Here is a 24,642-nt window from a genome sequence, read left to right on the forward strand (position 1 = left end):
CTCGTTCATTGTTTCGGTTCGCCGAGTCGTTCGCTGACGGAACGTGCGATCTCGCTTTCTTCATCGGTATGCATGACGCGTACGGTTACCCTACCGTTGTCGTTTGAAATCACAGGTGCGCCGGCCTCGTTGCGCGTATGATCAAGCGCAACGCCGAGATATTCCAAGCCGTCACAGATCCGAGCGCGAATTACCGGTGAGTGTTCGCCGATCCCGGCGGTGAAGACCAGGGTGTCCAATCCTCCGAGCGCTGCCGTGAACGCCCCGATCCATTTTTTCGCCTGATAGCAAAACAGCTCGATGGCGTCTGCCGCTCGTGGATCATGCGGCTCCTGCTTGAGGAGGTCCCGCATATCGGAACTCGTTTCGGAGATACCGAGCAAGCCCGATTCCGCATTCACCATCGTGTGAAACTGATCCACGCTCATGCCTTCCGTGCGAGCCAGATAGGCCATGAGTCCAGGGTCAAGATCCCCCGATCGGCGACTCATCGGCAGGCCGGAGGTGGGAGTGAAACTCATCGTTGTGTCGACAGGCTGTCCATCCTTGACCGCCGCCAGGCTCGCACCATTTCCGAGATGGGCGAGGACGATGCGGCCGTTGACCTCATGTGGGACACCAACCCGCTCCAGTTCCCTCATCAGAAACGCATAAGACAATCCGTGGAACCCATAGCGTTGAAGGCCCACTTTCCCATACCGTCGCGGAATCGGTAGGAGTCTGGCCACCCCCGGCATATCGGCGTGAAACGCCGTATCGAAACAGGCGACTTGTGGGAGATGAGGATATCGGCCTGCGAATTCGCGAATCAATTCGATCTCAGCAGGAAGATGTTCTGGATCATACCCTCGTAATCGTTGCAGTTCTTCCATGACAGCCGGCGTCACGAGCTGCGGTTCACGATAGCGACCACCATGGACAACCCGATGTCCAATTGCCACGAGCGGGGTCTGTGCAAGATGGTCCTTGATGCAGGCTAACAACGGCTCAAGACAAGCGACATGGTCGGAGGCCGTGATCGTCCGACGCTCAGCGGTCCCGGTGTCTCCACGCACCCAGGTGATGGTACCGTTCGGCGTCCCGATGCGGTCGATAGAACCGGACAGCTCAGGGACCGGAACCGCACCAATTCGAAAGAGTGCGAACTTCAGCGTCGACGACCCGCCATTGATCACCAGAATCGAGCCGAGACCAGAACCGGACGAGGAATCAGTCATGACTGCTCGATCATCGGACATCCGATCAACACGTGCGCCTACCCCCGACGAATAGCCTCTCCGACCAGCCGGTACGCATTGTGAAGATACTGAGCCATCATCCTCTGAGTATTGAAGAATCCGCCGTTCAATGCAATCGATTGCCGCATGATCTCGATAAAACGCTCACGGTCCTTGTAGAAGCAGGGCGCTACTTTTTGCTCCAGCTTGTCATACAGCGCCGCGGCATGGCAGCCATCCATACCCCCGCTCGGCTCAAGACAGGTATCGATCCGATCACCGATCGACCAGCCGGTCACGCCTTCCACATGCCCTTCAACCCACCACCCGTCGAGCACGCTCAGACTGGGCACGCCGTTGACCGCCGCTTTCATGCCGCTGGTCCCTGAGGCCTCCATCGGAGGGAGCGGCGTATTAAGCCACAGGTCTACGCCGGCGCAGATGAGCTTCGCCAGCGTCATGTCGTAATTCGTGAGATAGGCTACCCGGACTTTTCCTCGCAGTACATCACGAAGCTCGTGGATCCGATGAATCAGATTCTTCCCATCCTGATCCCGCGGATGCGCCTTACCGCTGAAGATCAGTTGCAACGCCCCGACCCGCTCGGCAATCATAGCCAACCGCTCGACATCATGAAAGATCAAGGTGCCGCGCTTATAGGCAGCAGCCCGCCTGGCAAAACCGATCGTCAGGACATCTCGATCAAATCCGACATTCGTCTCACGATTGACATAGTCGACAAGCGCCCGCTTCGCCTCGGTGTGTGCATTCCAAATGTCCCGCGTGGGAATGTTGATCGCGTAACGAAGCGAAAGTTGATCGTGCCGCCAGTCGGGAAGATGCCGATCATAAAGCGTTTGAAATGAAGGAGCAGCCCACGTGACCGCATGAACCCCATTGGTGATCGAGTGAATCGGATAACCAGGAAAGAGGCCTTGGGAGACCTCCCCGTGTTTCATGGCCACACCATTGACGAAGCGTGATCCGCGCAACGCCAACTGTGTCATATTCAAGCTGTGGTCATGGCCACAGGCCTTGAGCCACGCACAACGTCGGTCGCCGAGCACGCGATGGGCAAGGTCGGAAGGAAATTGATCATGCCCGGCCGGTACGGGTGTATGGGTCGTGAACACACATTGCTCCCGGACGGCGTCGATGAGATCAGTGGGAACCGTTTCCTCATGAACACGGGACGCCAGTTTCTCTTCGAGCAGAGCAAGCACGAGCAGGGCCGCGTGCCCTTCATTCATATGGAACCGTCGAATCTGTCCATATCCGAGCATCCGCAGCAGCCTGAAGCCTCCGATTCCCAGCACGACCTCCTGGCATAGACGATAGTCATCGTCTCCTCCGTACAGCGTATCCGTCAACGTTCGGTCCCATGGCTGATTCTCAGGCAGGTCCGTATCGAGAAGATAGACGGATACCTCATGGCCCGACTCGCCCCGCACACGAAACTGCCAGGCGGCAACATGCACCGTACGATGTTCGATGTCGACCGTGACACGCTGCGGGACCGACTTGCAGAAATCGTTGATCGGCCAGGCCACCGGTTCCTCGCGCTGCCACCCCTGTTCGTCCAGCCGTTGATGAAAATACCCGCGTCGGTGCAACAGCGTGACGGCAACCATGGGGATTTCGAGATCCGCCGCGGACCGGATGGTGTCCCCTGCCAGCACGCCTAAGCCGCCTGCATAGGTCGGCATGTTGGGGTCGAGCCCGATCTCCATAGAAAAATAGGCGACGAGCGCGTCATCGGTCCGGTCCGTCATGCCGCCCCCAGCACCTGTTTGATCAGTTGGAGTTCGTCGAGCACCAGCCGCGGCAGGAGAAAATGCTTGCGCACGTGTTCGCGCCCCGCTCGACCGAACGCTCCCCGTTCGCCCGGTCGCTTGAGCAGGTCGAGAACCCGTTCCGCACAGCCTTCCACACTGTTCACCAGGTTCCTCTGATAGGGCTCCGGAAACTGCATGGGGATCCCTCCGGCCTTTCCGGCCACAACCGGCTTTTCTTTCCAGAAGGCCTCGGAGACGACCAACCCAAATCCCTCTCGAAGTGATTTCTGGATCACGACATCAGCACCGCGTTGGAAGACGTTCACCTCCATACTGCCCACACCGGCCAGATTGGTGAAGACAAAGAGATCCGGGTCGTTTGCGGCTTGCTCTTCCACGCGATCCAGGATTTCCCATCCCTCCGGATCGTCACCCGCCATTGCGCCGATCAGTACCAGTTGAACGGTGGGGATTTCTTCTTTGATCAGACGATAGGCGCGCATCACCCCCAGGGGATCTTTCCATGGATCGAATCGGGAAACTTGCACCAGCAACGGCCTCGTCGGATCGACACCGGAATCCGCAATCGCCCGGCGACACAAGTCTTCGGGTAACTCCATGTTCTTCGTCGCCAAGGGATCGATCGCCGGTGCGATGATCGCCATCTGTTTCGCGGCCAGACCGGGCAAGAGAAAGTCCGCCATCGTAAAGACAACCGCATCGTACTCCTCAAGATAGGGCCTCAGAAACAGGCTGACATCTTTGTCCGGGGCCGAACTGTCGATATGACAACGCCAGATCCACTTGGCATTGCGCGGTCCCGTAAAATGCCTGATCGCGGCCGGCTGTGGATCATGAACGATGTAGACATCGTAGTCATTGCCCAATGCCTTCGCACTGCGCTCATTCACCCGGAGATAGAGGTCTTGTTCCGGCTTTCGCAGGTCGTAGTGGCCGCCCTGCAACGCATTGTGAAACATCTTGGTGATGGCAAAGAATTCCGGCTCTCCGTGAATCAGCCGCCAGTCGGCTTGAACCCCAATCGCTTGCAGCATGGGCACATACCGAGCCAACAACTCGGCCACGCCACCCCCCGCCGCCGTCGAATTCAGATGGCAGACCCTGACCCCCGCCAGCTCTTTTCCAAGTGCGATGAGTTCTTCGTACGACTCATCACTCATCAGCGCACGATAGCGGCCTATATTGCCTTGGATCGCTCCGCAGCGCCGCCCGATTCCCACTTTTGGCAACATGGTCTTCTCTTCCAACATTCGGGTCTCCTCCTATCTCCAGTTCAAGGGAGAGCAGTCCTCTACCTGTACCAGTCCTGTCAACTCAACAACAAGCCAAACTTGCAAGACTTTTTCCAACTCAGTCGCCTAACAAGAAAGAGCACTCGGGTAAGAAGTCTCCGCCGGGTAAGAGGCTCCTCTTCCGTACTCATAGCGTTGGATGAAGTGCAAGGAGAGAGCCGATGAATAGAGACAAGGGTAGCAGCAATTCTCAGGCTGAAGTATTGACGAGTTCAGGATGGCTGGTGGAGACAACCGCAGGGCTCAGGGGCATCCTGCTACAGGAGATAGGTTGCGCTGTCGCAGAAGGCAACAGAGGGTGTCGAGACTCTTCGGGCATCGACGAGCGTCCTATTTATGCCCCTCGTACGGATCGTCAAAGATCGCTTGGCATTCGAGGCAACGCACCTTGCCGCTTCGTTTCTTACCCCTGGTGAGGACATCATCAATCGCCCGACTGTGGCTACAGGGATTGGTCGGAGTGGTTCTGCTCGCTGGTTGAACCGTCACTGATTCCGCTGGAAGTTCCATGGTGTCCTCCATCAGATGGGCGGTCGCCGCATCCGTCTCTGAGAGACTCTTGTCCTTCTCCATAACTCCTCCGGCCAGAGTGTCTGTGTTCTACTCACGTTTGACTCTTCGTGTATCAACGGCCAAGACAACCGTGGACGCAACACCCTGAGATCCTGCATCCGATTCGATGAAACTCACCGCAGGCTGTGAGTGCTTCAGGACAAGGAACGGTGTCATTGACCAAACTGGCAACGACCCACTTTTTCCCATCCTAGGCCTCCACTCAGTGCGTTCTGTCGGTGTCGATCGTCAGACACACCTGACCAATTTGGGTTAGATAGTCGATCACTAGAAAGACTTGATCCGTCGTCAGGTCAGGACAGAATCCCTCCACACATTCGAGAGGATAACGCGTCTCTCGTTGCCGGAGCGCGGTCAAGACCCGATCAATGTGGGATTGATCGATGGTGATGGACATAGTCATCAGCCGCTTCCTTTCGAACGTCGGGTCGGACTCTACCGCAACGAGATCGTCGCAGAAACTGGGCATTCGCCCTAGCTGCAGGGATAAAGTTGCCTGCAATCCTGCACCATTGATCGGAATCTGCCTGATCTGTCCATTGGAGAATCAACACAGAGTCATGACGCCGCTCATCCGGCTGGTCACTCAGAGGAGGAGACCACTTCGTGGGAACAGATCGCTTCTATTCTGCGCTGGCAAGGCCCTGCGCCATGGCATAGCGCATCAGCTCTGCCGTCGTGTGGATGCCCAGTTCCTGCATTAAGCAGGTCTTATGAAATTGCACGGTCTTCACGGACAGGTCCAGCAGGGTGGCGATCTCTTTGGTGCCTTTCCCTTCGCCGATGAGTTGCAGGATCTCCCGTTGCCTGGGCGTCAGTTCCCTCTCCCCACCCTTGACGGCCAAGGCCCTCTCCGCCTTCAGCGCTTGGTCGATCATCGGCTTGGCAAGCGAGGGAGTAAGATAATGGTTCCCCTTAAGGACCGCCTGGATCGCCTGGGGTAATTCCGATGCCGCCGACTGTTTCAGCAAAAACCCGTGTGCCCCCACTTTGAAGGCCTCTGTGGCATAGCGGGAGCTCGCATGCATAGTCAGAAAGAGCAATTTCGTCTCGGGTAACATTTTTTTGAGATGCCGGGCTGCTTCCAGACCGTTCAATAGCGGCATGGAAATATCCAAAAGAATGAGCTCCGGCCTGAGCCTCCCCGCTGCTTCGAGCAAGGCGCGGCCATCCTCCACGGACCCCACGACCTCACACTGATCTTCAATCAGTTTTCGCACGCCGGCCAGCATGATGGAATGATCGTCGGCCATCAACACGCGCGGCTTCTTTGTCGAGATCATCTCAGACATGGCGCTACCGTATGTCCCTGGTTGTACAGAACGTACGTCGCCTCTCTACCGATTGTCGTCGCTCTTCATGACGCAGACGCACGCCCCACGATTCACGTCTCACGCATCACGCCTCCCAATGGCACCCATGCATGAATCTCCGTCCCATCACCAGGGTTGGTCCTAATGCGGAACGTGCCCCGCAGCGCCGCCACCCGTTCTTCCATACTAATGAGACCGAGGCCCATACGTCCGTTGGACATCTGCTGCCGGTAGTCAAACCCTCGTCCGTCATCATGGACACAGAGACCGACGCCCCACTTCGAGCCAAAGAGCCGGACCACGACATAGGTTGCGTTGGCATGTTTCCGCACGTTTTGGAGACTTTCCTGTAAGACTCGATAGAGGCACGTGGCTTGGTCGAGGGACAGTAAGGCCGACAGGTTGCGCACCTGGACTCTCGTCATCAACCCCGTCCTCGTCTCAAACTCCTCCACATGCTCGTGGACTGCCGCTTCCAGACCAACGTGCTCAAGCAGTGATGGGTGCAGCTGATGCGCCAGCTTTTGGAGATCCGCAGTAATCTGCTCCGCCAGCTTGCCCAGCTGGCACACACGCGTGAGTACCGACTCTTCGGAGTCTCGCTTCCCTGAGTGGATGCTTTGCAGATCGATCGCCAACGTGGCAATACGTTGCGTCAGATCGTCGTGCAGTTCACGAGCGAGTCGCCGCCGTTCGGTCTCTTGAGCAATGAGCAACTTCCCGGTCAGCTCTTCCAATTTCGCTTGAGACTTCTGCAACTCCCGCTGCTTCACGAGTAGAGCTTCCTCCACATGTTTGCGGTCGGAGATATCCAGGTGGGAGAGCACCACACCCTGAGGTGCTACCAACGGCGACACGCGGAGGAGAAACCAGCGCGTTTCATCGGGAGAATCGCAAGAATACTCTGCGCTGAACAGCTCTGCTCTTCCGTCCAATACGGTCTCGATACCCGCGAGAATCGGGCCAGCTGTAGTATCCCCATTGGTAACGCTCCGGCGACATACCTCAAGATAATTATCCCCCACCGCTCCGATGTTGCTGGTCGCATACGAGTTCGCTCGAGCAAATTTTTTCCAGGGCTCATTCGTCCGAACAATCGTCCCAGATCGATCCAGCACACAAACATGGGCGGACAGTGAGTTCAACACGTCCTCGATAAAGGCTTCGTTCTTCTGGAGTAATACCTCAGCCTGTTTGGAGTCTGTAATATCGAGGGCGATGCCGGCCATGCGGACCGGTCGACCCTCTTCGAATGTGGCGCTCCCCTTGGCCTGAATCCAGCGTACCGTACCGTCCTGCCACTGGGTCCGATACTTGATGTCATAGCTTTGCAGACCGTTGCTCTCTAAACAGGCATGGACAGCTTGGTCTGTAGTAGCTCGATCGTCGGGATGCAACGCAGCCAGGAACCGTGCGTACGACATCGGTTCATCGACCGGGATTCCGAAGAGTTGTTTACACAGGGGAGACCACTCCAGTCGATCTCGTGGAATGTCCCAATACCAATAGCCGACGCCGGCACGTTCGGTGATGAACTTGTTCCGCGCTTCATACTCGCGCGACGCTGCCTCGGCCCGCTTGCGCTCGGTGATGTCTTCCACAAAAATGACGATGCCGCCTACCTTATCATCGTGCCCTCGCCAGGGTCGCACTTCCCAGTGAATCCACTGGACGGAGCCATTGAGCAGCTCAAAGCAGACTTCCTTCTCAGTCACCACTTCCCCTGCCAGTGCTCGCCGATGCGCCGCTTTCCATCGCTCCGGGGTTTCTGGGAGAATCTCATAATGCGAACGTCCGATGATTTGTCGTCCTCCTAAACTGAAGTCCTCCTGCCAGCGGCGGCTCGCGGCGAGATACCGCATCTCGCGGTCGAACATCGCAATCGCTGCCGGCGCATGTTCGACAAAAATCCGCAACTGCTCCTCGCGCGTCCGTAAGGCCTCCTCCATCTGCCGCCGCTCGGTAATGTCGGAATTCACGCCGACCATGCGGATTGGCCGACCAGCTGCGTCCCGAACCGTCGTCGCCTTCGCATGAACCCACCGGATCGTTCCATCAGTGCGAATAATGCGATGGTCGTAAGCGTAGGAGGTGTTGGGATTCTCCAACGAAAGACGGGCTATTCGCTCCGCCTCTGCCACGTCGTCCGGATGGACCATCCGTCGCCAGTGTTCATAGGTTCCTTCAAAACCGCCCACAGGAAGCCCCCAGATCCGTTCCGTCTCCGGTGACCACCTGACTTGTTGCCCAGGGATGTGCCAATCAAACGTGCCGAACCCCTCAGCCGACAGCGCCAACCGCAGTCGCTCCTCGCTCTCATTCCTGGCCTGTTGCGCTGTGGAGAGTTTCCGGACTGACTCCTTGTGAATGAGCAAGAGCCCGGCGACAACCAGTTGTAGGACCACGGCCATGGCTCGATCGACCGCGACTGCGGGGATGAACTCACCGGACGATACAACGATCCCCAGCACAGTCAGTGCGACCGAACAGCACGTGATCACTACGGTAATGCGCGAACCTGGCACCAGCCAGGTGAGGAGCACTGGAATCACATACAGCATCGGCACGGCGATGCCGAGCGGAATAAAGGCGTCGAGAATGAAGACTGCTGCTGCTGCTGCTGCTGCTGCAATGATCCAGCCGCTTGACGATGTGGTCACAACCTTAGCCCCTCATGGGAAGGATGATCCAATTTCTAAGACCATAGTGAACGCTTGGTTGCCTTTGTTATGGCCATAGAGCCAGCCTTCTCTCGTGGATATGCCCCAAATTCCCTGGCCAGCAGTATAGAGTCCTGATTCTAGGCTTGGACCTCCAGGCCCAGCAAGTACACAGGAAGAGCCAAATCCAAGAAGTAGTCCAACCTAGCTCATTCACTGACCAAACCTAGTCAAATGCCTAGGTGCTCAAGCCGACCTCATCTTGAAATACTCTTACCCTCTTAGGTGACTGCTGGCCTTTTGAGTGAGATGGTATCTCTGTCCCAGCATCGCCTACTGCGGCCAGTCGTCATCCAGCTGCAGTCTGAGTCCGACCGCCATTCTGAACGTGTTGGAGGCGTAGACAGGAGAGCAAGAAAGGACAATTGTTTGAGATACCACCCTGTCATTCACCAGAGGGTATGGCGAAGCCTAAACGACCACTCACTCTTTATCCATGATTGAGAGAGCTTGTGGCGATTTCCTATGACGTGATCCAGAAAGGCAGTATTGTGCTTCAATACTGGACTGGGAGTGTGACCCGTGACGACATCATTGTACAGCAGCACGACTGTCTCTCAGATCCTCGCATTAAACCAAATACCTCGGTCCTTATCGACGCAACAGAGACACTGTTTGGGCTCACTCCGGAAAAGATGCGAGACATCGTGAATGTCCTCTTCAGCACTGCTTTGCATTCTCAAACCATCAAGAACTTTGTTCTGCTCGTCAATCCTCTGACCTACCGATTAGCTCACGTTCAGGAGGCAACCGCACACTTGTACGGCACTCCTGTCCGCGCGTTTACTAGCTTACATGAAGCCTGCGCATCCCTAGAGCTCGATGCCAAGATGGTCACATCCCAGCTGGAACGGATCAGACATGCCGGACCCGCTCCCACCCCAGACACCTAGCCCATTCCATATAGCTAAGGATACACCGGCTACCTGTAGAACATCACCGGGGTTTAGGACACTGGTATACCCAACGACGCCTCATCCGACACCTGCACCGCATACAGGCCACCTCCTTTGGGTGTCAAGGTAAGGGCTCCCTCTCGGCTGAGACGATCGATAGCGAGAAAGATCTGATTCCAGGTGAGGTCGGGGCACTGAAACACAACATCATCGACCATCGCCCCCGGTGAACGGATGATAAGCTCGAGTGCTTGCTGACTGCTTGTGCATGGTGGTGGCATAATTCCTCCTTCCAAATAAAGAGAGCCCCTTACACGAATCGGAATTGTGCAGGTTATGTGCCATGCCGCCATACTGAGAAGTTTCAGTGCGATAGAGTCATAAGTTGGTCGTGTATGCGGTGAGGAGCGTATGGTTCCGCCTCTCTCTATCTGTGTAAATGTTGAAGTCAGGATACTACCGATGGCGCATACCGAGACTCCACGATACTCGGGCGGTGGAAAATCGCTCATGCTTTCCGGAAACAGCCTTTAGCCAGCGAGCGGTTTTGAAGCAATGTGGGTAAGCCAACCAATACTGTGAACGGGCGATACTGCACCAGTGGCACGTGCGAAATCTCGGCTTCTAAGGAGCGGGTCCAGCTGCTTACGAGGACGAAGCCACCACCACGGGCCGGACAAGTTCCACCATCAATGCGTTGAACTTGGCCGGTTCCTCAGCCGGCGGCTCGTGGCCTGATTCTTCGAACCAGATGAGCGTTTTTGACGGGGCCTGCAAGACGTCGAAATACGCCACGCTGGTTTCCGCAGTCACGACACGATCATGACGCCCGATAAAGAAGAACACCGGCACCTGCAAGACAGGTGCGGCCTCGATAAGATTCACCCCCATGAGCTCCTGCCACATGACCTTCGGCGTCACGAATTGGCTTCGCAGAATATTAGGTAAATCGAAAAGCGAGGCTTCAGGCCCGCCCAGCGTGATACGGGCGAATCTCCACAAAGACATGCCACGCACGACGCCAAAAAAGTTCGTGATCCATTTTCGTTCCACCACCATATCCCAAAAGGCATGGGGCGGTGGACCGATGGCGCGCAATTCACGGATGGCCTTACGGTGCTGACGGCGCTCCGCTTCAGCAAGCACGAATCGATAAGAGGTTGTTTCGAATGCGGCCCATTCGCCGATCTGCCCGGTGCCGACATAGGCGGCTACTTTTTCCGGGAATCGTGACGCATAGAGGACGCCCAACACCGAGCCCCAGGAGTGGCCGTACAGCGCGACGTTGTCCTTCCCAAAGCGCTTGCGTACCAAGTCCACAAGTTCATTGAGGTCGGTAATGAATTGCTCGATCGTGAGGGAAGAGGAAGGCATGCGGCGGTCGAATGACTTACTCGTGCCGCGCTGCATCCAATAGACAACGGTGTAGTGCAGTTCGAGCGCAGCATTGAAGGTACGGAATAGCCGCATCTCCGGAAATCCCGGCCCCCCATGCAATAAGATTAAGATCGGATTGGCAATGTTCTCCCCGCGGATCATCACCCACTGATCGAACCCACCAAGTCGAACGTAGCTAATTTCTGCGATGCTGGTCGGCAGGATTTCACCATCCTGGTTGCGAAACGGCGGTGTTGTACCCAGACACTTCACGATACGTTCCGTCCCATTAAGGACCGTCCCATCCGTCGCTTGAACACAACCTCAACTCCACCATGAGAACTGTCTCCAAGCTTGTCGCATGCCAAAATCGCACCCTCGACCATTCCTCCATACTGCAAGCAGAGAGCCTCGCGCGCTATGAAGCAATACAGGAATCAGTCTAAGCGTTATTCAGCAGTTAGAGCTGATGAGGCCGGTCAATGTAAGGATCATGGGGGAGTCTTGCTACAAGCAAGACCCCCCCACTGTGGCGGAAAACGACAAGAAACGCGCTGTGGTTATGCTCAATTCATGGGGGTACAGTTCTACAGAACAACCTGACTGGTTTTATACGGGCACGTGTTCATTGACAAGCTTGACATACTTGACCCTTCTCGTGAGTCGGATCCCGCTCCTCCGAACGGCTTGCACAATATCTCTGCGAGCCGAATCCGGCAACATCTCGGGAACATACACGCCAGAACCTTCATGCGGCATGTACTTCACGAATAGAGCCGTCAGATGGGCGGTACCCCAGGCGATCGGGGACGACGGAATACGTCGTCGACGCAACTCGAACATCGATGGGAACAGGGCGTCCCAGCGGATGAGGCACGACCGGCCCTGCTTGTCCCCGTACACCAAGACCGCCAGGGCAAACCGCTCATTGTGCAGAATTCCTTGCTGCACCAAAGTGGTCATCGCGACTGGGGTCGGAGTCGGAGGAAATCGTACCGGGCTGAGCCCTCGAGACTGACGCAATTTCCCCTGGCGATACCACCGTCGGAGACGGTCGATGTCCATCCCTCCGATTTTCGCATCCATCCGGTTCATGCTGATGGTTCGAGGAATCGTCACGACCTCATCTTGTGCCGCCAGCACGACCCCGACTCCTCCTATCGGCGCGGGAAAGCGAAAGAGTTCACGTTCTCCGAATCGAGAGCCAAAACGGAATCGACCGTCACGATAGATACGGGGACGTGATACCGCTTCGTCAAATGAGGACTCCGCCGACCACTGTGATACCGGCGCGTCGCTCGCCGTTTCCTCATAGATCCGCACCTCCGCCTTGTCCACTCCATCAAGCTGAGCAGCGGCCTGCGCAGTCAAGAGATTCGTCAGGCCAGGCGCAGCACCCGCGTGAATGAGCGCCCATCGATTATTCTCTCGAAACTGTTGATCGAAGCGGAACTGCTCCGGTCGAAACGGGTTGGCTCGCAAGTGTGAGGCCGTGTCGAGGTAATGCGCCCGCAACTTCAGGGCTGCGCGCATCACGATGTTATTGAAGACGGCAGGACAGGCATTGATGAGCAGCTGACAACCTGTGGCTGCCTTGACGATACCGTGGAGATTTCTGGCATTGACCTGCTGAACGATGATGGCGGATTTTGCGCCGAGAAAGTCTCGCGCACGGGCCGGATCACGGTCGCCACACCAGACGTGGTGCCCCTGACGAACAAGCGACTTCACCAGGAGCGAGCCGGTCGCTCCGACGCCGAGCACAAAGACCTTCATGGGGTCGCCACTGTACCATAACTTCCCTTCCGCATCGTGAACGCGGTTCCTATAACCAATACCAATGTTGCGGACCAAGCCGCCTCTTGCATACCAGGGACTACCGTCGTCTTCTCATTTATGGAGTGGAGGGAATGGCCGACTTCCCACTACCCTTCGATAGTACGAAGGTAAAGACCATGGCCAGTACGGCTCCGCCCAAGGCTGCCGCCATGTCCTTCTGCGCATCCCACTCATCTCCTTGAGTACCGAGATAGGCGTTACCGAGTTCGGGACTCACGAGAGCCGCCACAATGGACTCAACGATTTCGAACAGGCCGCTTTGAGCGAGAATCATACTGACCGCTAGAGAGTAAGACCAGAGGCCTCGCACACCGGCCAGACGCATGAGGATCTCTCGCACCGGATAGGCCAAGAGCGCCCCATAGGCGAAGTGGACGATACGATCGAAGGGATTTCGGCTCAAGGACCACAGGTCTTGGAGCCAAAACCCCAACGGCACCTCGGCATACGTGTAGTGTGCACCCACTGCATGAAGCGTCATAAAGAAGGTCATCAGGCAATAGGACAAGGTTGAAAGCTGAAATCGCCGGTAGGTCAGGGTCAACAGCACCACCAGGGCGAACGCCAGCAGATTCTCAAGGAGCCAATCTCTTCGATTGACGGGGGCGATAGCCAACCAGGTCCAGAGCAGTCCGTAACAGAGAAGCAGTCCGGCGGGCAGGTGAGTGCTGCTCGACTCCGCCCGTCCGAGAGTTGGGAGTCCGACCTTCATTTACGTGGATGAGTCGACGATAGCCGGCGGAGCCTGGGAGGGCAGAAGTGTTCCGCGAACCCCACGGATCACGGCAAGGATTGTCACGCAAATCAAGGCTCCGTAGAGCGCGGCGGCAATATCCTTCTGGGCATCCCAGACATCACCTTGAGACCCCAAGTACGTAACACCCAATTCCGGATGGAGAGTACTCGCCACCCATGATTCGATGATTTCCCAGAGCCCGCTCAGCCCCAGCACCGTCATGACCGGCAGATAATACAAGAGCCAGCCTTGCACCCCTGCACCGAGGCGGAACAGTTCTTCCATAGGGTAGGCGAGTAAAAAGCCGAAGCTGAAGTGGACGATCCGGTCGAAATGATTCCGACCGAGATGGAAGACCTGATCCATCCACTGACCGACCGGCACTTGGGCATACGTGTAATGGGCCCCAATCGCATGGAGGGTCAGAAAGAGAGTAATGAGCGTGTAAGAAGTATGAGACAGCGGAAACCGGCGATGCGTCACGATCAATCCCACCACGAACGCCGCCGGCAACAGACTCGAGATCAGCCAAAACTGGGGATCGGTCGGCGACTGAGCCGTCCAGACTGAGAGGGCCAGGTACCAGAGCAGCAAGCCGATCAGCAGAAACTTGTCACGAACCCACATCGCGTTTCCTTCTGAAGTAGATCAACGGAGAGTCAAGCCAGAAGCGTACGCTCATATGACTCTAACGAACGAATGGTGACCTTGCAAGCTGGTCGCTGAGGTCCACCTCAGGCCCATAGGTTCGTGTGTGTGAGTGCATGCCGTCCCCGGAGTCACGTTGGAACAACCGGTGGAGTTGATCTCGGACAGCACAACATCCTGCCCAACCCTTCATCTCAACTGCCATGAGGTCAAGCCTAACCAGGCGCATTGGTCATATCCGATCACGAACTGGTGCGCACGCGGAATCGAGGTTCCAGCGCTTTCAGGTTTTCCATAATGCCGGTATATTCCAGTTCCGCCATGGGCAGCATGGCCGCACCGAAAAACCCTTGGCGCCGCATGCCGATGGCTTTGTCGGAAACCGTGTCGCGTACCCGGTTCCAGAACGGATGGGCAAACGCATCCACCGGCTCGGTGAACCGCCCGTCATGCATGGCGAACGCGGCACAGGTGATCACCGGAGGACCATCGAAGTAGCTGATGCCCGACTGCAGCGGAACCGGCATCAACGGCATCTGATGGGAGCCCCGCATGCCGCCGGCCACATACGAACCGATGGCATAAGGCGCTAAGATCTCGCCCGTCGCCGGAAAATCCTTCTGGACTCGAACCAACATCACGGGATCGTCCTTGCCGGTGTACTTTCCGGCAATGTTATGCAGCCGTGAAGTAGAAGCTACCACGGCTTGTTCACCGCTGGAGACGGACCACACCGATTCGACGACGTACCGTTCAGTGTCCCGCAGCAGCGCGGCGATCTCGTACAATTCCTTCGGGGCACTGAGCTCGATGATCCGGTCACCTTCCGTATGATTCACATCCATGATGACGAACCGAAAGCCTTGCGCCATATTGGGCGCCAGCATCAAGCCTGGCGTGTTCATCGGGTCGGCAAAGGCCAGGTACAGCGGGAGGTTAAAGGCACCGGGATCAGTCTTGTCGGCAGCGAAGAACAGAAAGGGCTCATTCGGACGCTCGTTGAATTCCATCTCCGCCACGGCTGGCCCCATCCCGTGCACATTGCCGGAAAAAGCGTCTTTCAACAGATCCTGACCGGCCCCGTACAGCCCCTGCTGTCTGGCTACTTCGGTCCCGGCAAGGAATGCGTCCCACGCCAGTTTATGGACAGGCTCGTACCCCACACCGTGCCGATGACTCATTAAGATCGCGATATCATCACCGGTACTGCTGACGTAATGGTCAATCAACATCGAACTATGCTGAGCCACATAACGCTGAACGGTTTCCAACAGTTGCCGGGATGGACAGATATGGCCCCCGATCGAACCGATGTCCGCTTTGATGATGCTGAGGGTGACTTTCATGACGAGACTCCTCTTTCGAGAATGATGCGTGGGGTTCCTACCTCATCTCATAACTGAGCAATCTCGATGCCACTGTGCTCACGGACAGATCTTTTATTGATTCCTGTGATTCCGTCCATGGAGACAGGATGCGCGACTACGGAATCAGGCAATCGGTTGGGGTAGGCGGCTACAGAGAGGTGAAACTGAATGAGGCAAGATGCGACAGCAGACGAGCCCCTCAACAGGCCAAACACGTGATATACGCATACCGCTGACATGCACACACCTTATGGAATCGGATCGACGTTCGCTGTCCCTTCTTGTGTACCGCAGGCAGCAGCCACAACATCCAACCGACCGACTGCGCCATTTTGACCTCCCTCTTCTTGTCTCCATCTGATCAAAGCTGAGGCACTTTGCTTGCAACGCAGCACGAGCGTCACAAGTTTGTTGAAGAAACAGGCAAGCGAACAGGTGTGGTCACAGGATCAATGTGATGGGTATTTCCGCAACGGGAGGATTTTTGTGCTGATGTACCATGTGTGTCGGCGACTGTTGATGATTTTGCTTCTTCAGCTCCAACTGTTGATAGGGCCGTCGTTGTTTATGGGGTTCCTCCCGTTGTCACACGCGGCCGAGAACCTCGAAGAACGGTCGCGTTTTTGCGTGGGCTTTCTTTATTGCAGGGAAACCAAGGAAGATGTGACCTACACTCAGGCATTTCTGTATCTCTACTCAACCGAAGAGCGCGGTAGCTTTTCCCGACTCAGGCTCATCCCATTTTACTCCCGCGAAATGAATCCGGCGGAAGGCTACCTTCGGCAGAGCGTGCTGTGGCCTCTCGGCATTTCCGAGCACAAAGCCGATGCCTCGTATTTCCAGCTTCTTCCGCTGTATTGGCATGCGGAGGACCCGTCACGACATTACACCGTCTTCCTCCCCGCCTATTTCGAGTATGCTGCGGAAGACCGGAGCTACACCTACCTGGTCCCGTTCTATGGACATCATCAGCGCGGCGACTATTACCATCGGTACTACGTGCTCGGTCCGCTGGCGATCGCCACCTATGACACACGGACCGATCTCAAGGAGTGGGACATCCTCTTTCCAATGTTCCATTATGGCGCGGACCGGAACGGGTATGAAACCAGGATCGTACCGCTCTACTTCTCAGGCCAGAATCACAAAGAGGGGACCTGGTATCGTTATTTGCTTCCTCTCTACGGCCAGTCTGTCACACCGGAAACAAGCCTGAGCTATCTTTTTCCGCTCTACGGCTCGCTGACCGATACCTCCACTCAAGAAACACGCATCTCAGTCCTCGGACTGCCGCCGCTCCCACAAACAACCGCTCCGGCACTAGCCCTCTATGAACATACCTCGAGGCAGGCCTTCTACTCGGACCGGCTGTTTCCGATCTATCGCTACTCATATTCAATGACAGAGGATCTCAGTCAGCTGGACCTCCTTGCGCTCTTTCACATGCGAGCAAGTCCCACCCTCACCGCTCATCGCCTGTTCCCGTTGTATTCCTATGAACATGACCACCAAGAGAACCGCCTCGGATGGTCTCTGCTGGGTATCGATCGCTTTTCTCTGGCCGGATACGGTCATGACTCCAAAACAATGTGGCATCAAGTGCTGCCGCTGTATCGAGTAACCGAGGATCTCACGACGCAGACGCACAGCACCGACGTCCTCGGCTTCGGCCCGCTCTCATTCTTCCGGTATTGGAAGAGCCCAGAAGGCCTCGGCCATCGATTGTTCCCGCTCTACCAGTATGACCATCCCGAGGCCGAGGAGTGGCATTGGTCCGCGTTGTTGTCCGGCCCGCTCTCGCTCTACCGCCATGATGCCAAGGGCACCTCCATCCACGACCGCTTCATTCCACTGTACGATTGGAAACGCAATGGGGACTGGCGGGAGTGGTCGGTCATCGGGGTATCGGACTTCGCGATGTTCTACCAAGAAAGTGGCCCCACGCTATTTGCCAACCGCCTCTTTCCTTTGTATCGCTACCGCCACGATCTTGCTGCGGACGACGTGACAATGGAGACGCTCTTTGTGCACCGACACCACTCCACTCCGAAACAAGGCGAGGATCGCTTCCTGCTGCTCTGGGAAGCAGCATGGCAGCGACAACAGCCGGGGTGGGAATTGGATCTGCTGGGGATCAAGCCGATCACATGGTTCCACCATGAGTCGAGTCCGGCCGGTACCGCCGACCGTCTCTTCCCGCTCTACGGGTATCAGAGTACTCCCACAGACGGATGGAGGCTGTCCTTAGCAGGATTCCCGCCTCGCGAGCGGGCCTTCGCCTGGTCGCTCTATGAACAGGGCGGCTCACCGACATACTTCTTGACCCGCCTGTTCCCGCTGTATCGATTTGAGCAGAACGACGCAACGAACGAAGTGAATTGGTCCGCCTTGCTTCTATACCGGCACATGAAAAAGGGATCGTATCTGCTCGATACACTCCCCCCTCTGCATGAATACGAACGTGATGACGAAACGGGCACAATGGAGCTGAACTTAGCGGGGCTCAAGCCGATCACCCTGTTCAACTATGGCCGTGGCCCGGATACGAGCCACTCCTATCTCTTTCCGCTATATGACTATAACCGGGCCGGAGCAACGAATAGATTCTCGATGATCGGCTGGCCGAAGTTCGGCACCCTCCCGACGCTATCCCTTTTCGAACGGGTGGAAACGCCCTCCTTGACGGCGCACCGGTTGTTTCCCATCTACCGGTATCGGCGAGACGATGTGGCCAACACGCGTGACTGGGACGCCCTCCTTCTCTGGTGGCATCGGGAAACAGAGCAATGGATGCGGGATGTCTTTCTCCCGATCGTGGATATCGAGCATGACCGGCAACGGGATGAGCGCGACGTCGGTATACTGGGCATCCGCCCGCTGACGTTGTTCCAGTATCAGTCCTCACCGACCGGGTACTCGCATTATGTCGCCCTACTCTACAAGTACAGCATGGAGGCAGAACATCAACGGCTCTCCGTCCTCGGTCTGCCACACGTCGGTCACGGTCCGGCCCTCTCGCTGTTTGCTCTGGATCAGACCCCATCCGCGATCACGCATCGCTTCTTTCCGCTCTATCACTATGCTAATGACGAACAAGCCAAGACACTGGATTGGCAGGCCCTCTTTCTCTGGTGGCATTGGCAGACGGAGTCACAGGCACGGACCATTATCCTGCCGCTGGCCGATATGGAACGGGACAGTCAAGTGGATTCAAGCCGTGTGTCGTTGATAGGATTTCCCCGGATCGGCGAGATGCCCGCGCTTACCCTGTTCAACTGGGAACATACACCGCTGCTCAGCACGCATCGCTTCTTTCCTCTCTATCACTATTCCTACGACCAGACGCAAGACGCCACGTCATGGAATGCGCTGTGGCTCTATTGGCATCAGACCGATCCTCAACAGACCAGGGACACGTTCTTTCCATTGGGGAGCGTATGGCGGGACCAGGGTACGCAGGCCTGGAGCCTGTCTGCTTTGGGAGTGCATCCCGTGAGCCTAGCCCATTTTTCTGGCAGCCCCACCGGCGCACGCAACCGGTTCTCTCCCCTCTGGGACTATGAGCAAGAAGGGAGTACTTGGAGGCTCTCATTTGTCGGCATTCGACAACTGTCCTTGTTCTCCCATGAACAGACCGCGGCCGGCACAACCGACCATCTGTTTCCGCTCTGGTGGCATGCGGACTCGGCGACGGAATCGATGAATGTCATCGTCCCGCTGTGGAGCGACTTCCAGAATCATGAAACCCAGGATCGGACACTTGGCGTGTTGGGCATCGGCCCACTCTCTTTCTACTACAAAGCCTGGACTCCTACCGGTACGAAGGCTCGCCTCTTTCCCATCTGGAGCCATGAGTATGAGGCGAGCACACAGGAGAGCCGCACGGGTGCAATCGGGATTGCTCCACTGTCCTTGTACTACGGCTCGACGAGTCCAACGTTTACGGAAAACCGACTCTTCCCCTTCTTCCGCTACACGAGCGACCACATTAAGGATGAGTCGGAGTTCTGGTTCTTGTGGCCGCTCCTCGATCACAAGGCCGCTCAAGGCAGGACGACAGAAACCAGCTTTCTTTGGTGGCTGTTTGATTACCGAAGCCCAAAGAAAGACGAGTGGGAGTATTGGGTGCTCGGCCACCCTCCCATCGCCTTGTATATGCGGACGGTATCTCCCGAAAAAACGCTGGTCGAGGTGAATCCCATCATTCCCGGATGGAGGCGGGAATACGTGGAAGGGGTCGGCACATCATGGGCGCTCTTTGGTGGACTGATCGGGATGGATGCCCAACCCGATGGCAGACACAAACTCCGACTGCTCTGGGCGTTTGAGCTCTAGCCCGGACGCTGTTCGCCATCGACCAGTTGGAAGCAGAGGAAGCGAGGCGGGCCGACCTGGCGGCGGAACGAGCCCAACGAGAGGCCTCATGAGAGGGTTAAGCTGGCTTCCGCTGTTGTTCTTCCTGGTCCTGTCGATGCTGCTGCCGCTTGTCTTCAGTCAGCTCTTCACGACAGCCCTGATCAAACTCAAACTGGACCCGCCGACCGCCCTGCTGGTAGTGATCGGTATTTTCCTCAGCAGCCCGATCAACATTCCGGTGAAACGCATCTCCCGGGAGGAGTCGGTCTTGGCGGACCCGTTGGCGGTGTTCGGACTACAGGGCTGGTGGCCAAGTCTCCAACGCATCCACAGGGAGACGATCATCGCCATCAACGTCGGCGGATGTCTTATCCCTGTGACCTTGGCGATCTATGAAACGGCGCATGTGGCGGCGGCTGGCGTGAAGTCGCTCACTGGATTGCTCCTGGCGATCTTCCTCAACACGATGGTCTGTTACTGGATGGCAAAACCGATCGAGGGGATCGGCATTGCAATGCCCGGTCTGTTTCCTGCTTTGCTTGCCGCTGTGAGTGCCTTACTCTTCGTCCCGGATCAAGCACCTCCGGTCGCCTTCGTCGCTGGCGTGCTCGGCCCGCTCATCGGCGCGGATCTGCTCCATCTCCGTGATATCGAAAAAATCGACACCGGTATTGCCAGCATCGGCGGCGCGGGTACGTTCGACGGGATTGTGCTCTCCGGAATCGTGGCAGCTTACTTGGCGTGAGGGCGTGGGGAACGTAACCACATAGAAACAAAAGTTGATGGATGATCGCTTCGACGGCGAACGACGTTGCATGCTCACCGAAACACACGATTCAGCCACTTGGAAAGCTGGACCACTGGCAGAGCCAGGCCACGTCTCAGGGCATACCCATCCGATCATTGGACTTTTGTGTTCATGCAGAGAACTCCATTACTACGCATGAAGTCTTCTGATTTCTTCCGCGCTGATAATAAAGTCAGTCCCTGCTTTCTCTCTGTACGGGATAGCATCGTGGTCAGTCCCAAACTGTTCATATAGTAATGCAAGAAGACGGTACGCAATCCGACCAGGATCAATGTCTTTGGATTGCCACAATATGTTTACTCTCAACTTAGACTCAGTGGCCCGATGGATATCCATTCCAAACTTCCACGCATCACTACCGACTGGTCCTGGAATCAATCCACAATTCACTTCACCAACTCTTGTATTGCGTAGCTCAAGAACGTAATGCACCTCATACGAAACATCGCCCGGTTTGGGGTTAGCCTGGTCAAAAATATCTTTGCTCAACTGGCAAAAAAGAAGAACAGTCTCAATCAGAGCCAACGGTTGAATCCTAAGGGGAACTCCCTCCTTGTGAATGGGTCGCCAGCAGACAAAGTCCTGGGCATCAGCAGAAAAGATCAACGTGCCATCCTTCCACAGATTCAGGGCCTTATACTTGACTTCGAGGGCTCTGCGCCTCTTCCCACCTGGAACGATCCGCGCAGCCCTGCCACCCACATCCAAGTCAAAACCAGACGGCCGGATCTGCCGCGGATTTTCAAGCAACTTCACCACGGCTGCATCTTTTGAAGTGAACAGACTCTGAATTTGGACTTTGTGAGAGGGAATGGCAGCCAAAATATAGGTAGGATGAGTTGGGCCTAGGTCCAATTCTCCCACCACAAGTCCTACACGCTGATCGAGGGCTTCAACTACATCAAGTTGTGACGATAACGGAGCCGTTTGATCCCGCCTCAGAGGAGCTGCTGGACTGGTATCGGAAAAAGGATTCACACCGAGAGGCGGCTTGGCCGACCGAACCACCCCGTGAATCGCTTTCAGAAGGGAGGTAAACTGTTCCTCAATGTCCTGGCCCTCGCTCAGATCTATATGCAAGCGCGTACTTACTGATGCAGGTTTTGCTGTTTGACCCTCTGCCTGCCGAATGACGGGAATGAAATTTGAGGTCCCTAAGTCTTGGACCAGTTCACCCGTCACTATCATCGATTCATAACCGACTCCGCCTTTTCCATCGTCCGCTTTCCTGACGTAAGCCTCTGTGCAAATCATTAAAACCTTATTGGCTCTTCTAACGGATTGCTCCATGAACTTCGGCACATCGTCACCAGGCTCAAGATCCCATTGATCCAGAATAACATCTACTCCATTCTTCATTAACCTTCCGGCTAATTCGCTAACCCATTTCTTATGGGCGGAGGAGTCGTGTGAGTAGGAGATAAACACCGCTGGGTGATCAGTTGTTTTCCTGTTGGAGTCCTGTAATCCCATGGGAGTTTCATCATGTTTGCTCATATCTCCCATGCTCTCCTTGAAATAACCGCCTAATGAGGGATGGATCGCTGGTGAATAGGAGACTGCTTAGGCTACTTTCCACCGAGATGGTTATCAATACTAGTGATCTGAAAATAGCAGCTATTCGTGGGGATTGGGCTACGGAGATCTCATGCCAGCCCATGTTACTCGTCGCCGATGTGATTGTCATATGAATCAATAGTTTTGAAGAGTTCGAACCGCTAGTCCATGAAAGAGTATATTACGCGAGTACGCAGGGTTTCCGTCTCAGCCACGGTCAGGAGTGTTGGCGGGCCCTCGTCGATTCTTCCTTCACGACTTTCTCGATGAGTGGCCGCAGTGGGGGAATGTCTTCTTGTGCTGTCTTCCAGAGAACCTGATAATTCACCCCAAAGTACTCATGGATGAGCTTGTCCCGCATCCCGGCCATCTGTTTCCAGGGGACTTTCGGATGTCGCTTGCGTACGGTCAGCGGGATCTTTTTCGCCGCTTCGCCGATAATCTCGAAGGCTCTGACCACAGCATAGATGGTCTTTTGGTCCTGCGCGAACTGAGCCCATGTCATGCCTGTGATGAACAGTGAGACATGCTGCGTGGCTTCTTGGATATCGACAAGGTAATCAAGAAACTCGCGTTTTCGTGTCACAAGCCCACGACCTCGCTGAGAATCCGTCGGCCGATCAGAGGCTTGAGAGCATCCTTCATCACCAGATCCACTTTGACGCCCAAGAGGGCAGACAAATAGTTTTCCAGCTCGATGAACTCAAACAGACTCGGTGCGTCGACGAAGTCCACGAGTATGTCGAGGTCGCTGTTCCTCCGGGGGGTCCCGTGGACGCATGAACCGAATACGCCGAGGTACCGGACCTGAAACTGCTTTCGCAGTATGGGCAGGTGACGGCTCAAGGCGTCCTTGTATCGCCGAAGCTTTCGCTCTGTACCTGACTGAGAAAGTCTTGCCATCTCTACACTCCCTTACGGAAACACAGCCTACGTTCCAGGCCCTATTCTGTCAACATTTCGCTACCGGTGGCCGGTTCGACCAATTCTGCTACTTACTCATACCTGTTTTGCTACAGACTACTCTCCCGTCCTGTAGCAGAGTTCCCCAACCCGCTCAGCTCTCATTCCCTCCTGCCCCCTAACTCTTTGAGATAACACTCAAATGCAACACTGCCAAAGCGATAAGTTGTGGCGCTGTCCTTGCTGAACACCTGATCATGGATTCGAATCAGAGATGGATGGGTCCTCAACCGCGCTCATGCGCATAACAGGAAGGGAGACGTCTTATGTCTGTTGCCAAAATCATTGAGATCAGCGCCGAATCGCCCACGAGTTTCGAGGATGCCATCGCCCAAGGAATTGCTCGAGCGTCCAAGACTCTCCACGGGATCAAGTCAGCTTGGGTGGCACAGCAACATGCCGTGGTCGAAAACAACAAGGTCGTCTTGTATCGTGTGGACATGAAGGTCACGTTCGTGATGGATTGACGAATAGGGCAATGAGGATGTCCCTGTGTCACGGTTAGTGAGGAGATGGTTGCTGACTGCTGTGGGGCGACGACAGGTCCTGTACGATACCATTTGGGGTCGGGATGATCTGTCTTGTCGCCCTCGGCGCAGTACCACAAGGCTCCGAGTCTCCGACCGAAGCAGTCCGCGGTACAGTCAGTCGGGTTATCACTACACTTGAAGACCCGGTACTGAAAGATCCGGCCAAGCTCATACCTCGCCGCCGCATGCTGGAAGAGGTGATCGCCGGAAGATTTGATTATGCTGAGATGTCGAAGCGATCGTTGGCAACCTATTGGACGCCGCTCACCGAGACCCAGCGTACGGAGTTCGTCGAGCTCTTCAAACGGTTTCTCTCCGACCGATACGCCGAAAAAATCGAAGGTTATCGTGGGGAACAAGTGGGGTACCTCTCGGAACGGATCGAAGGGACCTATGCTGAAGTCCGAACCGAGCTACGTTCAGACAAAACGGACATTCCGATGGACTACCGCCTTATCTTAAAAGAGGGCCGATGGCCTGCCTATGACATCATCGCAGACGGTGTCAGCTTGGTGAAAAACTATCGAAGTCAGTTCCAGAAAATCATTCGCGAGAGCTCTTATCAGGAACTGGTCAACAAATTACGAGACCGGACCCTATCTGGGGAAAAGAAGGCGAAACTATGACCGGAAATCACCCACGTTCTCATATTTC

The 24,642-nt window shown here is 55.8% G+C and carries 21 protein-coding genes; 5 read left to right on the top strand and 16 right to left on the bottom strand.

All coding sequences use genetic code 11. The annotated features are described in order from the left end of the window. Window positions 1–5: 5 nt before the first annotated feature. The 7 genes from ACMTNU_RS00905 to ACMTNU_RS00935 form a co-directional block, all read right to left on the bottom strand. On the bottom strand, window positions 6–1,217 hold the full coding sequence (locus tag ACMTNU_RS00905) for an acetate/propionate family kinase (RefSeq protein WP_413933319.1): 1,212 nt from the start codon (window positions 1,215–1,217) through the stop codon (window positions 6–8). Between the two features lie 38 nt (window positions 1,218–1,255). Then, window positions 1,256–2,989, bottom strand: a complete 1,734-nt coding sequence (gene glgP / locus ACMTNU_RS00910) for an alpha-glucan family phosphorylase (RefSeq protein WP_413933320.1) — start codon at window positions 2,987–2,989, stop codon at window positions 1,256–1,258. Further along, the gene (locus ACMTNU_RS00915; protein WP_413933321.1) at window positions 2,986–4,263 is read right to left on the bottom strand and encodes a glycosyltransferase; all 1,278 of its coding nucleotides are present in this window, start codon (window positions 4,261–4,263) and stop codon (window positions 2,986–2,988) included. Before ACMTNU_RS00915 ends, glgP begins: the two co-directional genes overlap by 4 nt. Before the next feature lie 372 nt (window positions 4,264–4,635). Beyond that, entirely contained in the window at window positions 4,636–4,878 is a 243-nt protein-coding gene (locus ACMTNU_RS00920) for a hypothetical protein (RefSeq protein ID WP_413933322.1), read from the bottom strand. Window positions 4,879–5,080: 202 nt separating this feature from the next. After that, complete coding sequence (locus ACMTNU_RS00925) at window positions 5,081–5,281, bottom strand: hypothetical protein (protein ID WP_413933323.1); 201 nt, start codon at window positions 5,279–5,281, stop codon at window positions 5,081–5,083. Window positions 5,282–5,501: 220 nt separating this feature from the next. After that, a complete protein-coding gene (locus tag ACMTNU_RS00930; RefSeq protein WP_413933324.1) occupies window positions 5,502–6,170 on the bottom strand; it encodes a response regulator in 669 nt (222 codons plus the stop codon). A gap of 92 nt (window positions 6,171–6,262) precedes the next feature. Continuing rightward, a complete protein-coding gene (locus ACMTNU_RS00935) occupies window positions 6,263–8,851 on the bottom strand; it encodes a PAS domain S-box protein (protein WP_413933325.1) in 2,589 nt (862 codons plus the stop codon). 512 nt (window positions 8,852–9,363) lie between these two features. Here ACMTNU_RS00935 and ACMTNU_RS00940 point away from each other — a divergent pair. Beyond that, the gene (locus ACMTNU_RS00940) at window positions 9,364–9,804 is read left to right on the top strand and encodes a hypothetical protein (protein WP_413933326.1); all 441 of its coding nucleotides are present in this window, start codon (window positions 9,364–9,366) and stop codon (window positions 9,802–9,804) included. Between the two features lie 53 nt (window positions 9,805–9,857). On the opposite strand, the gene ACMTNU_RS00945 is transcribed toward ACMTNU_RS00940, so the two are convergent. The 6 genes from ACMTNU_RS00945 to fbp form a co-directional block, all read right to left on the bottom strand. Beyond that, complete coding sequence (locus ACMTNU_RS00945) at window positions 9,858–10,088, bottom strand: hypothetical protein (RefSeq protein WP_413933327.1); 231 nt, start codon at window positions 10,086–10,088, stop codon at window positions 9,858–9,860. Window positions 10,089–10,452: 364 nt separating this feature from the next. After that, a complete protein-coding gene (locus ACMTNU_RS00950; protein WP_413933328.1) occupies window positions 10,453–11,457 on the bottom strand; it encodes an alpha/beta fold hydrolase in 1,005 nt (334 codons plus the stop codon). Window positions 11,458–11,793: 336 nt separating this feature from the next. Beyond that, entirely contained in the window at window positions 11,794–12,960 is a 1,167-nt protein-coding gene (locus ACMTNU_RS00955) for a saccharopine dehydrogenase NADP-binding domain-containing protein (protein ID WP_413933329.1), read from the bottom strand. 118 nt (window positions 12,961–13,078) lie between these two features. Beyond that, window positions 13,079–13,735, bottom strand: coding sequence for a DUF2238 domain-containing protein (locus tag ACMTNU_RS00960; protein WP_413933330.1), 657 nt, complete (start codon window positions 13,733–13,735; stop codon window positions 13,079–13,081). Next, window positions 13,736–14,386 carry a DUF2238 domain-containing protein gene (locus ACMTNU_RS00965; protein WP_413933331.1) on the bottom strand — a complete coding sequence of 217 codons (651 nt, stop codon included), beginning with the start codon at window positions 14,384–14,386 and terminating at the stop codon, window positions 13,736–13,738. Window positions 14,387–14,649: 263 nt separating this feature from the next. Then, window positions 14,650–15,753, bottom strand: a complete 1,104-nt coding sequence (gene fbp, locus ACMTNU_RS00970; protein WP_413933332.1) for a fructose-1,6-bisphosphate aldolase/phosphatase — start codon at window positions 15,751–15,753, stop codon at window positions 14,650–14,652. Between the two features lie 402 nt (window positions 15,754–16,155). Here fbp and ACMTNU_RS00975 point away from each other — a divergent pair, with 402 nt between their 5' ends. Both ACMTNU_RS00975 and ACMTNU_RS00980 read left to right on the top strand, forming a co-directional pair. Continuing rightward, window positions 16,156–20,109: a hypothetical protein gene (locus ACMTNU_RS00975; protein ID WP_413933333.1), complete on the top strand. Its 3,954-nt coding sequence runs from the start codon at window positions 16,156–16,158 to the stop codon at window positions 20,107–20,109. Between the two features lie 88 nt (window positions 20,110–20,197). Beyond that, a complete protein-coding gene (locus ACMTNU_RS00980; RefSeq protein WP_413933334.1) occupies window positions 20,198–20,875 on the top strand; it encodes a DUF1614 domain-containing protein in 678 nt (225 codons plus the stop codon). 192 nt (window positions 20,876–21,067) lie between these two features. Here the strand turns inward: ACMTNU_RS00980 and ACMTNU_RS00985 are convergent, their stop codons facing one another. The 3 genes from ACMTNU_RS00985 to ACMTNU_RS00995 all read right to left on the bottom strand — a co-directional run bounded on the left by ACMTNU_RS00985 (window position 21,068) and on the right by ACMTNU_RS00995 (window position 23,398). Further along, the gene (locus tag ACMTNU_RS00985; RefSeq protein ID WP_413933335.1) at window positions 21,068–22,435 is read right to left on the bottom strand and encodes a toll/interleukin-1 receptor domain-containing protein; all 1,368 of its coding nucleotides are present in this window, start codon (window positions 22,433–22,435) and stop codon (window positions 21,068–21,070) included. A gap of 277 nt (window positions 22,436–22,712) precedes the next feature. After that, complete coding sequence (locus ACMTNU_RS00990) at window positions 22,713–23,081, bottom strand: DUF86 domain-containing protein (protein ID WP_413933336.1); 369 nt, start codon at window positions 23,079–23,081, stop codon at window positions 22,713–22,715. Next, window positions 23,078–23,398 carry a nucleotidyltransferase family protein gene (locus tag ACMTNU_RS00995; RefSeq protein WP_413933337.1) on the bottom strand — a complete coding sequence of 107 codons (321 nt, stop codon included), beginning with the start codon at window positions 23,396–23,398 and terminating at the stop codon, window positions 23,078–23,080. The genes ACMTNU_RS00990 and ACMTNU_RS00995 overlap by 4 nt, the downstream gene beginning before the upstream one ends. Before the next feature lie 326 nt (window positions 23,399–23,724). On the opposite strand from ACMTNU_RS00995, the gene ACMTNU_RS01000 reads away from it, so the two are divergent. Both ACMTNU_RS01000 and ACMTNU_RS01005 read left to right on the top strand, forming a co-directional pair. After that, on the top strand, window positions 23,725–23,925 hold the full coding sequence (locus tag ACMTNU_RS01000; protein WP_413933338.1) for a dodecin family protein: 201 nt from the start codon (window positions 23,725–23,727) through the stop codon (window positions 23,923–23,925). Between the two features lie 104 nt (window positions 23,926–24,029). Beyond that, the gene (locus tag ACMTNU_RS01005) at window positions 24,030–24,614 is read left to right on the top strand and encodes a phospholipid-binding protein MlaC (RefSeq protein WP_413933339.1); all 585 of its coding nucleotides are present in this window, start codon (window positions 24,030–24,032) and stop codon (window positions 24,612–24,614) included. Window positions 24,615–24,642 lie beyond the last annotated feature (28 nt).

It is taken from the genome of Nitrospira sp. BLG_1 (genome assembly GCF_047338595.1).
Classification (GTDB): Bacteria; Nitrospirota; Nitrospiria; order Nitrospirales; family Nitrospiraceae; genus Nitrospira_D.